The organism is Actibacterium naphthalenivorans, from assembly GCF_014196965.1.
Classification (GTDB): domain Bacteria; phylum Pseudomonadota; class Alphaproteobacteria; order Rhodobacterales; family Rhodobacteraceae; genus Actibacterium_A; species Actibacterium_A naphthalenivorans.
Genome location: NZ_JACIEQ010000010.1, coordinates 19505 through 32714 on the forward strand (window position 1 = coordinate 19505; position 13210 = coordinate 32714).

19 protein-coding genes are annotated in these 13210 nt (G+C 61.1%); 12 read left to right on the top strand and 7 right to left on the bottom strand.

Going from position 1 to position 13210, the window contains the following annotated elements:
- The first annotated feature begins 21 nt into the window (after positions 1–21).
- A complete protein-coding gene (locus tag GGR17_RS17865) occupies positions 22–786 on the top strand; it encodes a MauE/DoxX family redox-associated membrane protein (RefSeq protein ID WP_170317858.1) in 765 nt (254 codons plus the stop codon).
- A 100-nt stretch (positions 787–886) separates the two neighbouring features.
- Here the strand turns inward: GGR17_RS17865 and GGR17_RS17870 are convergent, their stop codons facing one another.
- The 7 genes from GGR17_RS17870 to GGR17_RS17900 form a co-directional block, all read right to left on the bottom strand.
- On the bottom strand, positions 887–1627 hold the full coding sequence (locus GGR17_RS17870; protein WP_028095358.1) for a cytochrome c biogenesis CcdA family protein: 741 nt from the start codon (positions 1625–1627) through the stop codon (positions 887–889).
- Positions 1624–2115 (bottom strand): hypothetical protein, encoded by a 492-nt coding sequence (locus GGR17_RS17875; protein WP_009503822.1) that lies wholly within the window; start codon positions 2113–2115, stop codon positions 1624–1626. Before GGR17_RS17875 ends, GGR17_RS17870 begins: the two co-directional genes overlap by 4 nt.
- Entirely contained in the window at positions 2112–2312 is a 201-nt protein-coding gene (locus GGR17_RS20420) for a hypothetical protein (protein ID WP_028095359.1), read from the bottom strand. Before GGR17_RS20420 ends, GGR17_RS17875 begins: the two co-directional genes overlap by 4 nt.
- Before the next feature lie 141 nt (positions 2313–2453).
- A complete protein-coding gene (locus GGR17_RS17885; RefSeq protein WP_028095360.1) occupies positions 2454–3419 on the bottom strand; it encodes a cation diffusion facilitator family transporter in 966 nt (321 codons plus the stop codon).
- Positions 3409–4164, bottom strand: a complete 756-nt coding sequence (locus tag GGR17_RS17890) for a transglutaminase-like domain-containing protein (protein ID WP_028095361.1) — start codon at positions 4162–4164, stop codon at positions 3409–3411. Before GGR17_RS17890 ends, GGR17_RS17885 begins: the two co-directional genes overlap by 11 nt.
- A gap of 96 nt (positions 4165–4260) precedes the next feature.
- Entirely contained in the window at positions 4261–4839 is a 579-nt protein-coding gene (locus tag GGR17_RS17895) for a cation transporter (protein ID WP_028095362.1), read from the bottom strand.
- 103 nt (positions 4840–4942) lie between these two features.
- Positions 4943–5371 carry a MerR family transcriptional regulator gene (locus GGR17_RS17900; protein ID WP_013959865.1) on the bottom strand — a complete coding sequence of 143 codons (429 nt, stop codon included), beginning with the start codon at positions 5369–5371 and terminating at the stop codon, positions 4943–4945.
- Positions 5372–5578: 207 nt separating this feature from the next.
- Between GGR17_RS17900 and GGR17_RS17905 the strand changes: the two genes are divergently transcribed.
- From GGR17_RS17905 to GGR17_RS17955, 11 genes are read left to right on the top strand one after another with little or no spacing between them, the layout of a single operon-like run.
- Positions 5579–6145 carry an SCO family protein gene (locus GGR17_RS17905; protein ID WP_028095363.1) on the top strand — a complete coding sequence of 189 codons (567 nt, stop codon included), beginning with the start codon at positions 5579–5581 and terminating at the stop codon, positions 6143–6145.
- Positions 6146–6150: 5 nt separating this feature from the next.
- A complete protein-coding gene (locus GGR17_RS17910; RefSeq protein WP_028095364.1) occupies positions 6151–6573 on the top strand; it encodes a disulfide bond formation protein B in 423 nt (140 codons plus the stop codon).
- Complete coding sequence (locus GGR17_RS17915; protein ID WP_028095365.1) at positions 6570–7229, top strand: DsbA family protein; 660 nt, start codon at positions 6570–6572, stop codon at positions 7227–7229. The genes GGR17_RS17910 and GGR17_RS17915 overlap by 4 nt, the downstream gene beginning before the upstream one ends.
- A 23-nt stretch (positions 7230–7252) precedes the next feature.
- Positions 7253–7720, top strand: a complete 468-nt coding sequence (locus GGR17_RS17920; RefSeq protein WP_028095366.1) for a copper chaperone PCu(A)C — start codon at positions 7253–7255, stop codon at positions 7718–7720.
- The gene (locus GGR17_RS17925; RefSeq protein ID WP_028095367.1) at positions 7720–8346 is read left to right on the top strand and encodes an SCO family protein; all 627 of its coding nucleotides are present in this window, start codon (positions 7720–7722) and stop codon (positions 8344–8346) included. The genes GGR17_RS17920 and GGR17_RS17925 overlap by 1 nt, the downstream gene beginning before the upstream one ends.
- Positions 8343–9716, top strand: coding sequence for a M23 family metallopeptidase (locus GGR17_RS17930; protein WP_028095368.1), 1374 nt, complete (start codon positions 8343–8345; stop codon positions 9714–9716). Before GGR17_RS17925 ends, GGR17_RS17930 begins: the two co-directional genes overlap by 4 nt.
- Positions 9717–9719: 3 nt before the next feature.
- Entirely contained in the window at positions 9720–10175 is a 456-nt protein-coding gene (locus GGR17_RS17935; protein WP_028095369.1) for a DUF411 domain-containing protein, read from the top strand.
- Positions 10176–10187: 12 nt separating this feature from the next.
- A complete protein-coding gene (locus GGR17_RS17940) occupies positions 10188–10970 on the top strand; it encodes a ZIP family metal transporter (protein WP_028095370.1) in 783 nt (260 codons plus the stop codon).
- Positions 10971–10998: 28 nt separating this feature from the next.
- Positions 10999–11457 carry a signal peptidase II gene (gene lspA / locus GGR17_RS17945; RefSeq protein ID WP_009503845.1) on the top strand — a complete coding sequence of 153 codons (459 nt, stop codon included), beginning with the start codon at positions 10999–11001 and terminating at the stop codon, positions 11455–11457.
- Positions 11424–13037, top strand: coding sequence for an apolipoprotein N-acyltransferase (lnt, locus tag GGR17_RS17950; RefSeq protein ID WP_028095371.1), 1614 nt, complete (start codon positions 11424–11426; stop codon positions 13035–13037). The genes lspA and lnt overlap by 34 nt, the downstream gene beginning before the upstream one ends.
- Positions 13028–13195: a hypothetical protein gene (locus GGR17_RS17955; protein WP_009503847.1), complete on the top strand. Its 168-nt coding sequence runs from the start codon at positions 13028–13030 to the stop codon at positions 13193–13195. Before lnt ends, GGR17_RS17955 begins: the two co-directional genes overlap by 10 nt.
- Positions 13196–13210: the final 15 nt, after the last annotated feature.

Below are 13210 nucleotides of genomic sequence, written 5' to 3' on the forward strand. Positions count from 1 at the left end.
CCAGAAACTGGAGGAAACACCATGCCGAAAGACGCATCGAAAACAGCCCAACTCTACCGGATGGTCATGCTGGATCACCTTTGCCCTTATGGTCTCAAGTCCAAAGACCTGCTCGAACGGGAAGGGTACGAGGTCGAGGATCACCACCTGACGACACGCGAGGAAACTGATGCTTTCATGGAAAATCACGGGGTCGAGACCACGCCGCAGACCTGGATCGGCGACAAGCGCATCGGCGGCTATGACGATCTGCGGGTCCATTTCGGCCTTGACGCACCGGAAAGCGAACGCTCGGACACCTCCTATCAACCGGTGATCGCGATCTTTGCCGTCGCGTTTTTGATGGCGCTCGGCTTGTCATGGTACAGCTTTGGAACCATCCTCAGCCTGCGCGCGCTGGAATGGTTCATCTCGATCTCGATGTGCTTGCTTGCAGTGCAGAAACTTCAGGATGTCGAAAGCTTTTCGACCATGTTCCTAAATTACGACCTGCTGGCGCACCGCTGGGTGCGCTACGGCTATCTCTATCCCTTCGGAGAGGCCTTCGCCGGTATCCTCATGGTCGCAGGGGCGCTCACCTGGCTGTCGGCACCCGTGGCCTTGTTCATCGGCACCGTCGGCGCGGTTTCGGTCTTCAAGGCGGTCTATATCGACAAGCGCGAGCTGAAATGCGCCTGCGTCGGGGGCGACAGCAAGGTGCCGCTCGGTTTTGTCTCGCTCACCGAGAACCTGATGATGATGGTCATGGGTATCTGGATGCCGATCCGGGTCTACCTGATCGGCTGACGGCACCGCGACCTCTACAGAGGCGCGGCGTGGATGACATTGATTGGCGGAGATAATCCCTACACTGCAGCCATCACACCTAGAGCTGGTTCGAGATTCGTCACCCGATCGTCGCGAGAAAGGGAAACGTCCCCAGCAGCCAATAGGCAAACCGTGACAATTGCCCGGTCATGATGGCAACTCCCATGATGATCATGGCAACACCCGCGCCCTTGTAGAGCCAGCGACCGGCTTTGCCGATCTGCCTTACCCGCGCGGCGATGGCGTCGGTGAAGAGCGCGGCCAGCAGGAAAGGCACCCCCAGTCCAGCGGAATAGATCGACAGCAGCCAGATGCCGTCCGACATGCCGCCGGAGGTCGAACTGAGCGTCAGGATTGCGCCGAGGATCGGACCGATGCAAGGTGTCCAGCCAAAGGCGAAGGCCAGTCCCAGCACGTAGGCCCCAAACGGGCGACCGCCGGGAATGTCGAGATTGAAACGGGTATCGCGCGAGAACGCATTGAGACGAAAGACACCCAGCATGACCAGTCCGAACAGAATGATGATCGCGCCGCCGAGATAGTTTAGCTCGGTGCGCCATGTCAGCAGCAGGGATCCGAGCGCGCTGGCCCGGGCCCCGAGGGCGACGAAGACCGTCGAAAAGCCCAGGACAAAGCAGGCACTCAACCCGAGCGCCCCGGCGCGCGCCCGCAAGCCGACCGACCGCGTCGTGCGCAAATCTGGTTGCCCTGCGATGTACGAGACGTAGCCAGGCACCAGTGGCAGGACACAGGGCGACAGGAACGAAATGGCACCCGCCAGGAAGGCCGCGAAGATGCCGATGCCGGAAATATCCATCATACATCACGATCGTTGTTGAAAGGCCGCCAGACCCACCAGAACGCGACCAGCGGTATCACGATCCATTGCAACACAGGTGACAGGCCCGCATCGAGGATCGGAATGATCGGCATCAGGTCCGAATAGGCCCAGGCCGCGCGGATCACGATGTTGAGCCATTCGCTGAACAGCGTGTATCCGAGCCCGAACACCACCGTCAGGACGGTCACAGACCGCCGCGTCGAGGCGACCAGGGGCCAGCCCCGGCCCGACAGCATGAGGGCAAGCATCAGCGCGCTCATGGCGATCAGGATATCGCCACCCGTGCAATGGACGGCTGCGAAGACAATCTCACCCCAAGTGCCCTCGTTCCAGATCGTGTAGAGCGGCATATGCGCGAACTCCCAGATCAAGTTGGCCGGGATGATCACCGCAAAATACCGACGCAGAGCTGTCAGGGAAACTCCGTCTGTCGAGGACAGCCTGACGCCAGTCGCGACGACACTCATTGAAACACACCTGTCAGCCGGTCCCACCAGTTGGGCTCCCGGCGTCGATGCTGGGCGTTGTTGATCAACTCGCTGACATAGAGGATCAGGTTCACGTTCTTGAAGTCCATGCCATGGAATTTTGCAGCGAACCGCCCGCCGATGTCCACGACATGGGTGACCGCTCCGTGCATCATCATGTCGCTGTCGGCGGTCATCGTGAACTCCAGCCCATATTCCCGCGCCAGAAGGCGCGTCGCGTCATTTGCCTGATCGGATCGTTTGGTCAGAATGACCCAGTTGCTCGGATCGAGCCCATGCCGGTCCGCGTAATCGCGCAGACGAGCCCGATGACATCATCATGCTCGGTCAGCGTTTCCTTGAACATTGGTCTTCTCCTTTTCACTTGCGTTGCCGTGACCGTAGAGATCGGCGTTCTGATGAGCGCGATCCTCATGCTCAAATTCGAGACTGGAATGGCTGATGCCGAACTCTTCCTTCAGCCGCTTCTTGATCGCGCTCTTGATCTCTTCGATCTTCGACCAGCCCTCGGCTGCCACGACGACATGGCAGTCGAGCGCAGCCTCGTGCTCTTGCATTTGCCAGAGATGGACGTAGTGGACGTCGGCGACGCCTTCGACTTTCCGCATCGCTTCGACGACGGCCTCGTTGTCGATGTCCGGCGGGCTCCCGAGCATCAGGGTTCGGATTGGGCCGCCTATTTCAGTGAAAGACAGATACAGGATGTAGATCGCGATGCCGATGGTGATGGCAGGATCGACCCAACGCATGTCGTAAAGGATGATCAGCGACCCACCGACGATAACCGCGACCGAAGCAAGCGCGTCCGACAGGTTATGCAGGAAAAGCGCGCGGATGTTCACGCTGCCCTTCTGCATCGAATAGGTCAGCATTGCGGTCAGCGTGTCGACCACAAGCGCAATTCCACCGAGAATGACGACGGTCCACCCCATGACTTCGGGTGGATCAATCATGCGCATGCCACCTTCGTAGATCAGATAGAAGCCGATCACGATGAGGGTGGTGTAGTTGATCAGGGCCGCCACGATTTCGACCCGGCCATAGCCGAAGGTCATGCGTTCATCGGCCGGGCGGCGCGCGATCTTGCGTGCGGCGAAGGCAATGACAAGCGAGGCCATATCGGAAAAGTTGTGCAGCGCATCGGCGATCAGTGCCAGACTGCCCGAGAATATGCCCCCGACGACTTGCGCAACGGTAAGTAGCCCGTTTGCCCAGATGGCGATGGCAACCCGCCGGTCCCCAGAATTCGGATCGATAGGCGCGTGCCCGTGGTCATGTGGCATTGGCAGGCTCCGCGTGCGCGTGTGTCGCGCGTCGGTCAGTCTTCAGGCGACCGCTGCGAAAACCACGTACGCGCGCATTCATCCAGTGGCGGATGATATGACGGTAAAGGGCACCACGCAGCCATCCAAAGGATTGCTCATGGGACAAATAGAAGGCGTCCGGCGTATCAAACACGCCGAAATCTTGCACGATGCCGGATTTCTGAATGTAGGTATCTTCTCCGTTCCAGGTGACGGGAGGCGCGCCAAGGCAATCCGTGCCCGCGCCATAACCGCAGAGACTGTCCGTGTCCGAGAAAGACGTTTGCAGGACTGTCAGGAAAGCGTCATCCAGGATGAAGCCTTCGAGGTTGAACCAAGCACCTTGATATTCGATCTCAACCCATGAGTGGAGAATTTCTTGCGGAGCAAGCGGATACACCAACTCTGGGACAACACCGCGCTGCAAGCCTTTGTGGATCGTAAACCCATGCAACCGGCAACGAATGCCAACACCACGCAGCAACGCCATCAAGAGCGTCCCTTTGGTATTGCACTGCCCGTAGCCGTCGGAAAGCACCTCGGAGGCGGGGATGTCGTCAGCTCGATTGTATCCGAACGCGATTTCATTCCGAACGAAATCATAGGCAGCTCCGATCCGATCGTATTCGGATAAGCCGCGCCAGCCGCGGGTCTCAATTAGATGCGCAAGAGGCGCGGCATCAAAATCCAGTAATTTGGTGGGTGCAAGTAGGGGGTCGGTCATCTGCAACGGAGTCGCTCCTCGAATCGTCTTGGAACAAGCCTAATTACTATAGTCACTATAGCTTCAACCCTTTCTTTCAGAAAGAATCTCCCGCAACTATTTGCCCGTATGAACTGCTTTGTGGTGTTCGCCGTGTGCGTCGCGCAGAATGTCGATACCTCCCCAGGCCGCGATCCCGGCGACAATCACGCCGACGACGAGGTCCGGCCAGTTGGTTCCCAGCCAGGCGACGAGGCCGCCAGCCAAGACGATTCCGAGGTTCGCGGCGAAATCGTTGTAACTGAAGGTGTTGGCCGCGCGGATGTTGACGTCCGGATCTTTGAGCTTAGCGAGCAGCCAGACGCAGACTGCGTTGATCGCCGCCGCAAACAGGGCCATGGCGATCATGATCGTCCCGAGCGGATCTGACCCGCCGATGTAGCGGCGCCATGCATCGTAGAGGATACCAGCGGCGAACAGGATCAGCAGCCCGCCGGAAACGTTCGCCGCCCCGCGTTTCCATTTGTCGGATCGGGACAAAGCGAAAAGGCTGATCGCGTAGACGAAGCTGTCGGAGAGGTTATCGAGCCCGTTGGCGATCAGGGCACTTGAGTCGCCGAAGGCGCCTGTTGCGAAAAAGGCCACGGCCAAACCGATATTGAGCGCCAGAACGATCCAAAGCGTCCGTCTCTCCATTGAATTTTGTCTAGCAGCCATTTTGTGGTTCCAGCCTGTGTTGTACGACACATTAACTTCTGCGGCTGATCTGCGTTCCAGCCGGAATGTTGGCTGAATTCCTTCAGGCCCCGATTTCCTCGTGCTCGGTCAGGCATTCCGAATGGTCCCGCAACACCTCAAGCACCTTGCAGTCTCCCGTCCGCCCGCCGCTGCATTCGTGAACCATGCGTTTCAGTTCCGTGCGCAGCGCCTTCAGGCGGGCCATGCGCTGCTCCACCTGTTTGAGCTGGCGACGCGCGATGGCATCTGCCTCGTCGCAGGGGCGGTTGGGATGGTCGCTGAGGTCGAGCAGCTCGCGGATCGCATCGAGCGAGAAACCGAGTTGCCGCGAATGGCGGATGAAGGACAGTCGGTCGAGCTGTGCATTGTCGTAGCGCCTCTGTCCGCCTTCGGTCCTGCCAGGTTCGGGCATGAGTCCGATCTGTTCGTAGTACCGGATGGTCTGCACTTTTGTGCCAGTCTTCTTTGACAGAGTACCGATCGTGAGCATTTTCGCCTCCATGAAAAAGATACAGTTTGTGTAGGTTTTGCCGTCGGAATAAACAAGTGTCGGATTCACAGACGCGTGAGTTCAAGCTATACCATGATTTCGTGCTTGAACCTCTAGCGGCTAGAGGATGTATCCGCACATGCAATAAGAATCAATAACAGGCGAACAGGATTGTCCCTTACATCGGCACAGAAGTTTCTTTGGGTTTTGGCAGGCGTGGCAGCGCTTGCCTTCGTATGGCTTTTGCTCTGGTCCGACTATCGTGCCGACCGCGCCCGAACCGACGCCGAACCGCCTTTTTTCGCTAAATTCGAACTGACGGACCACCAGGGTATGGTTCGAACCGAGGAGGACTTTGCGGGGCGCTGGATGCTGGTGTTTTTCGGCTTCACCAACTGTCCCGACGTCTGCCCGACGACCCTGTCAGAGGTCGCGGCGGTGATGGACGGTCTGGGCGACGATGCCGCCAAGGTCCAGCCGATTTTCATAACAATCGACCCCGAACGGGACACGCCCGCCGCACTCGCCGAATACGTCCCGCTGTTCGATGCGAGCATCATCGGGCTGACGGGCACGCCGGAACAAATCGCCGCCACATCCGAGACGTTTCCGATCTTCTTTGAACGCGTCGAAGAGGCTGCGGCGCCGGATGGTTACACGATGGGCCACACGTCGCATCTGTTCCTCTTCGATCCCGACGCGGGCTTTGCCGACTCCTGGCCCTACGGCACCCCGGCCGAAGAGATTCTCGCCGATCTGGAAGAGAGGATCTGATCGACATGAACCGCATATCCGGAGAAACAGCCCTCGGGCTGGCATGGATCATCGCGCTCGTCGCCTCGCTTGCCGTGCTTTTCATCGGCGAGGTGCTGGGGCAGACGCCCTGTGTGCTGTGCTGGTTCCAGCGCGCCTTCATGTTTCCCTTGGCCATTATCCTAGGGCTGGGCCTTTGGTGGCGGGACGGCCGTGTGGGGCGCTACGGCATCGCATTGGCGCTTGGCGGCGGCGCAATCGCCCTCTGGCACATGGGGCTGTACGTCGGTCTTGTTCCCGAACGCATCCAGCCCTGCACGGCCACCGGCCCCTCTTGCACCGATGACAACCAACTGGTCTTCGGCATCCCGATCCCGCTGATGGCCCTCGCCGCCTTCGCGCTGATCGGGGCGCTGTCGGCCCTTTCATTGAAGGACACACGAAAATGAACCGACGCGCCCTGATCCTGTCCGTTCTCGCCTTCGGCGTCGCCGGTTTCGGCGGAACCACCTGGTTTGCAACCCGCCCCGGCCCGGTGGCCGAAGCGGAGCCTGTTGCGCCGGAACTCGCGGACGCGATGATCCGCCCCTACTCGCCCATCCTCGGGCCTGCGGAAGCGCCCGTCACGATCGTCGAATTCTTCGATCCGGCCTGCGAGGCCTGTCGCGCCTTTCATCCCGTCGTGAAGGACATCATGGCCGAGCATGGGGATGCTGTCCGCGTCGTGATCCGCTACACGCCCTTCCACGGCGCGGCATCCGAGGAAGCGATCCGCGTGCTCGAGGCGGCACGCATGCAGGACGTTTACGTGCCGGTGCTTGAGGCCGTTCTGCGGGAACAGCCGAGATGGGCGTCGCACGGTGCCCCGGCGCCCGGCCTGATCCTTCAGATCGCCGCCACGGCCGGACTCGATGCCGAGGCCGCGCGCACGCAAATGATGGCGCCCGATGTCGTGGCGATCCTGAACCAGGATCGTGCCGACGTCGAGACCGTGGGAATTCGCCAGACGCCCACATTCTTCGTGAACGGCAAGCCGCTCGATCCATTCGGGGAGGCAGAATTGCGTCGTCTGGTGGCCGCCGAAGTCGCTGCCGCGCAAAGCTGAATACAAAGGGCAGGATCAGAACGATGAAAAAGTATATTTTGACCAGCACACTGGCGGCGCTTTTGACCCTTGGAGGGTTCTCAGCGCCCGCGCTGGCCGGACCCGAGGATGTTGTCGTCGAGAACGCGTGGTCCCGCGCCTCCATCGGGATGAACCGTCCCGGGGCCGCTTACATGACGATCCGCAACACTGGCGACGAGCCAGTGACGCTGATCGGCCTTACAACGCCGCTCGCGATGATGCCCGAAATTCACGAGACGAAGACAAATGCCGAAGGTGTGAGTTCCATGAACCCGGCGGGGGAGATCGCGATCGCCCCGGGCGAGAGCGTCGCGCTCGAACCGGGGGGCCTGCACGCAATGCTGATGCGGCTGCAAGAACTGATGACGGAAGGGGACACCTTTCCGCTGACCCTGCTTTTCGAAGACGGAGGCGAAGTGACGGTCGAGGTGCCGATCCTCGGAATCGCCGCGCGGGGGCCAGAGGACTGATGCGGCGACGGGCGATCCTGGGGTACGGGGCGGCTGGTGTCGGGGCGGTCGCCCTGATGCTCTTCGTCGGTTGGTGGCAGGTCGATGGACCCGGTGGACCTGAACCTGTCGGGCAGCGGCCTGTGGCCCTGACCGAGATGGATTTCCGTCTGACGGATCATGAGGGCAACGCGGTCGGGCCGGAAACCCTGATCGGTCGCCCGACGATGGCGTTCTTCGGCTTCACCTACTGTCCCGATGTCTGCCCGACCACGCTCTCGGACATTTCGGGATGGCTCGACGATCTGGGAAACGAGGCCGACGAGATGAACGTGGTTTTCATCACGGTCGATCCCGAGCGCGACACTGTCGAAACGATGGCCGAATATGTCGGCTACTTCCATCCTGCGCTCCGTGGCTGGACGGGGCCGGAAGAGCAGATCGCGCGCGTCGCGGACGGCTTCCGCGCCACCTACGAGCAAGTACCGACGGAGAGCGGCGATTACACGATGAACCACACCGCGAGCGTCTTCCTGTTCGCAGCCTCTGGGCGGTTCGTCACCATGATCGACTATCACGAAGCCAGAGAATTCGCGGTGCCGAAGATCCGTCGCGCGCTGGCAGAAGAAATGGAGGGGGCGACATGAGGCTCAGAACTTTGGCGGCGGGTGTCGCAATTGCGGGGACGGTTTCGGGAGCGGCTATCGCCATCTCTGATCTTTTGTCGAAAGAACCCGTGCCGCCGGAACTTGCCCAGGCAGGTAGCTGGATGCCCCAAGGTCCTGAAGCCCCTAGAAACGTTGACATCCTCGTGACGCTGCCCGCGACGGCATGGGCAGAGGATGCACCCGACCTCGGCTCCCTACCCCTTCTGCAGGTCGCGTTCGCCGACAGGCCGGTAAGCGCGATCGAGCCACCGCTGTCGACGTGGTCGCGCGACATTGCACCTGGCGAGACGCTCGATTTCTTGCTGTCCGAAGCTGGACTTGCGGCACCTGACAGAGCCGAAGTTGCCCTCGCGCTTGGCGCGGAATACGATCTGCGACGGCTGCGGCCGGGGCACTCGGTCACTGTTGCTTCGACCATGGACGGCAGCCCCCGCACCGTCGCACTTGCCGTCGAGGACGGGGTTCGGATCGAGGTGGTGTTCGGCGAGCGGTTGTCCACACAGGTCGTGACTCCGGATCCGGAGATCGTAACCCTTGCCGGCGAAGCGGTGATCGACAGCTCGATCTTCGCGGCACTCGAAGAAGCCGGCATACCCGCCCGTTTTTCCGTGGACCTTGCGCAGATGCTGGGTGGGACCGTGGATTTCCGCCGCGAGATGGCCGGCGGCGAAGCACTAAGGCTTCTCTGGCGTGAGGCGCGGGTCGGCGAGGACAGGATCGGACAGCCCGAACTCGCCTTCGCCGCACTGGAGATCGGCGGTTCGCTTTACGAGATCGTATGGCCGGACGACGGCAGCGGTCAGGCGACGATCTACGTCGATGGCGAGGTGCTGCGCGTCTTCGCACAGCCGGTCGAGGGTGCGCGCCTCAGCTCGGTGTTCGGACGCCGCACGCATCCGGTCTTTGGCAACGTCCGGATGCACACAGGCGTCGATTTCGCAGCGGCACGTGGGACACCGGTTCAATCGACGGCACCGGGGCGGGTTAGTTTCATTGGCTGGCGCGGTGGCTATGGCCGTGTGGTCGAAATCTCGCACGGCTCCGACACCATGACGCGCTACGCGCATCTGAGCGCCGTGCCGGAAGACCTGGCACAAGGCCAACGCGTTGCGGCGGGAGATGTGATCGGCCGCGTCGGCGCGACTGGCACGGCGACAGGTCCGAACCTGCACTACGAAGTCCTCGTGGATGGGCGCCCGACTGACCCCCTCACTGACGACCGGCTCGCCGAAGCAGCTGAGAGCGAAGCGGATGATACCGCCGCGCTCTCGCGTCTGGCCGAGGCGCGGGCGCTTCTGAATGAAAACCTCGGCAGCGAGATTGCCGAAACGACAACCGAAAGGCTCTGACCCATGAAACGCATGACCCAAGCTCTTGCCATCACGCTCGCCCTTTTCCCGGCGGCCCAGGCCCTCGCAGAGGCAACGGCGATCGACGTCCGCAAGACGAACGGTTGCGGCTGCTGCCTCTCGTGGATGAACCACCTCGAAGAGAACGGTTTTGTGCCGACCGGCCAGGACATGTTCGGTGGGTCGCTGGTTCGCTTCAAGCTCGACAACGGCGTGCCGCAGCGCATGGTCTCCTGCCACACCGCGCTCATTGACGGCTACGTGATCGAAGGCCATGTACCGGCCGCTGACATCCGCCGCCTTCTCGATGAGCGCCCGGACGCAGTCGGTCTCGCCGTGCCTGGGATGCCCTATGGCTCGCCCGGCATGGGGCCAGAAGACGACCGCGAGGCCTATGATGTCTTCCTCATCCGCGAGGACGGGTCGACGGAAGTCTTTTCGAGCTACGGCGAAGGATAACCTGGCCCGCCCATGGAAAACCTCTCTCCGATCATGCTCGGCTTCCTCGGAAGTCTGGCTGCCGGATCGCTCACGGCAGTCGGAGCAGTTCCCGTGTTGTTTGGACGCATCCCGTCGCGGGCCACACGCGATCTGTCGCTCGGCTTCGCTGCCGGTGTGATGCTCGCCGCTTCCTTCTTTTCGCTGATCATCCCGGCATTGGATGCGGCCGAGCCGATGTTCGAGAACGGCGCGATGCCTGCGGCCATCGTATGCGTCTCGATCCTCTTGGGCATGGGGGCTGTCGCGCTGATGAACGAAAAGCTGCCGCACGAGCATTTCAAGACGGGACGCGAAGGGCCCGAAGCGGCGTCTTTGCGGCGGGTCTGGCTTTTCATCATCGCGATCACGATCCACAACTTCCCCGAAGGCCTCGCGGTCGGGGTCGGCTTCGGATCCGGAGGTATGGAGGGCGGTTTGCCGCTTGCTGTCGGCATCGGGCTTCAGAATGCGCCCGAAGGATTGGCCGTCGCTGTATCTCTGCTGGGCGAGGGATATCCGAAGCTGCGCGCCTGGGGCATCGCGGCGCTGACGGGCATGGTCGAGCCGATTGGCGGCCTGCTCGGGGCCGGGATCATCACGCTGTCGGAACCGCTGCTGCCATGGGGACTGGCCTTTGCCGCGGGCGCAATGCTCTACGTCATCAGCCACGAAATCATCCCCGAAACCCATCGCAGCGGCCATCAGAACAGGGCGACGCTCGGTCTCGCAGTCGGGCTCGTTCTGATGCTGTTTCTCGATGTCTGGTTGGGATGAGGCAATGTCATCATACAAAGTATCTGCGATGATCGGCGTCTTTGCAGCGCTTGCTGCGTTCGCGATCGATCAGATCACCAAAGCCATTGTCGTTGCGAATGCCGTCACTTTAAGCGCCGGGATTTCCGTGTTTCCGGGATTCAACCTCGTCTTTTATCGTAATGACGGCGTGACTTTCGGGATGCTGGGCGGCGCTCCGTGGTGGAGCCTCATCGCTCTCGCTCTTGCCATCTGTGTTTGGCTGGGGGTTATGCTGTTTCGCGCCGAAAATGCGGTCGAAACACTTGCCTATGGCGCGATCATTGGCGGAGCCTTGGGCAATGTTATCGATCGTGTGCGGTATCGGGCTGTAACAGACTTTCTCGATTTCTACATTGGCACAACACATTGGCCTGCCTTCAACATGGCCGATATATTTGTTGTCAGTGGCGTGGGGCTCTTGCTCGCCGCGCCATGGATCAGCGCGCGGCGTTCGATCAAGTCGTGAAACCGAAAATTCTGAACCGCATCGCTCTGCGCCACCGTTTGCTTTCGCGGATGACGCTTGGTTTCGCCGCCGGGGCGCTGACCGTTCTGACTTTCCCGCCTTTCTCGCTTCTCCTGCTCGTTCCCGTTGCCTATTCCGCGTTCTTTGTCGGTCTTCGCGATCTCTCCCTAGGGCGTGCTTTCCTCGTCGGCTGGGCGTTTGGTCTTGGCCAGTTCGGTTTCGGGATTTCGTGGATTGCAGAGAGTTTCTACGTCGAGGCCGAGCGGTTCGGGGCGATGGCGATCCCGGCTGTCGCGGGATTGTCCGCAGGTCTCGCAATTTTCCCAGCCATTGCCGCAGCGCTCTTCGCCGAAATCGCGCGGCGCGGAGCCCTGGGTAGTCTCCTCGCCTGCCTCCTGTTCACGACCTCCTGGACCGCGACCGAGTGGTTGCGTGGTCACGTTCTGACAGGGTTTCCCTGGAACCTCGCCGGCTACGCACTTGCCGACTACGCCGCCCTTCGCCAGACCGCCGCCTGGGTCGGAAGCTATGGGTTAAGCTTTCTCAGCGTGTTCGTCGCGGCACTTCCCGGCGCGGCTGTCATGACGTCCGGGCGGCAACGATTGACCGTTTCGCTCATGGCGCTGGCCGGCATCGCGACGATGTGGGCTGTCGGTACGCTTCGCCTCCAGTCGGATGCACAACAGCCACCCGGTGTCGACCTGCGCATCGTCCAGGGCAACATTCCACAAGAGGAGAAATGGGCGCCCGAGAACCGCGAGGCGACCTTCGCGCGCTATGTTGAGCTTTCAACCCAGCCCGGCGATTTCGACGTTCTTCTTTGGCCGGAAACCGCCTTTCCGGGTTTCCTCGATGAGGATACGGAGGCGCGGGATCGCATTGCCGCAGCGCTACCAGACGGCAGCATGCTGCTCACCGGGGTGCCGGACCGTGTACCGAGCGAGGATGGCACCCGATATTTCAACACGGTCCAGGCTTTTGGCGAGACCGGCAGAATCCTGACCGGATACGCGAAACACCATCTCGTACCCTTCGGCGAATATGTGCCATTCCGTGGCTGGTTGCCCATCGAGCGACTCACGGCGGGTCTGGGCGATTTTACGCCCGGACCGGGCCCGCGAACGCTTGCGCTTCCGGGTGTGCCCCTGGTCGCCGTGGCGATCTGCTATGAGATCATCTTCCCAAGCCATGTGGTCGACGACCTGTTCAGGCCGGACTGGATTTTCAACGCGACAAACGACGCCTGGTTCGGCACCAGCATCGGACCCGAGCAGCATCTGGCTTCCGCACGGATGCGTGCCGTAGAGGAAGGCCTTCCTGTCATCCGAGCCGCGAATACGGGCATCTCCGCGGTCATCGACGCGAACGGTGACCTCGTCGCGCGGCTCGGCAACGGAGAAACCGGTGTAATAGATGCGGCTCTGCCCTCTGCTCATCCGTCAACGCTATATGCGCGCTTCGGCGACTGGGCGCTGCTGGCTCTCATCTTCACTACTTGGGCCGTGGGACTGGCTGCAGGTCTGGTCGGCACACACCGGTGCAACAAGAGAACACGAACGGAGAAAAAGTCATGCTGGTAATCGCGGGCATTGTCGCGGGTGCGATCTGGGGTGGATATCTGGCGCGACGCCGAAAAGGAAACCGGCTGGATATCCTCCAGTATGCGGCGAGTTCGGCGATCGCCTTCGGTCTTCTCACCTATTTCGTTTCGGTGGTCCTCTTGCGCATCTTTGCATGAGAAGGGTTTCGAAAC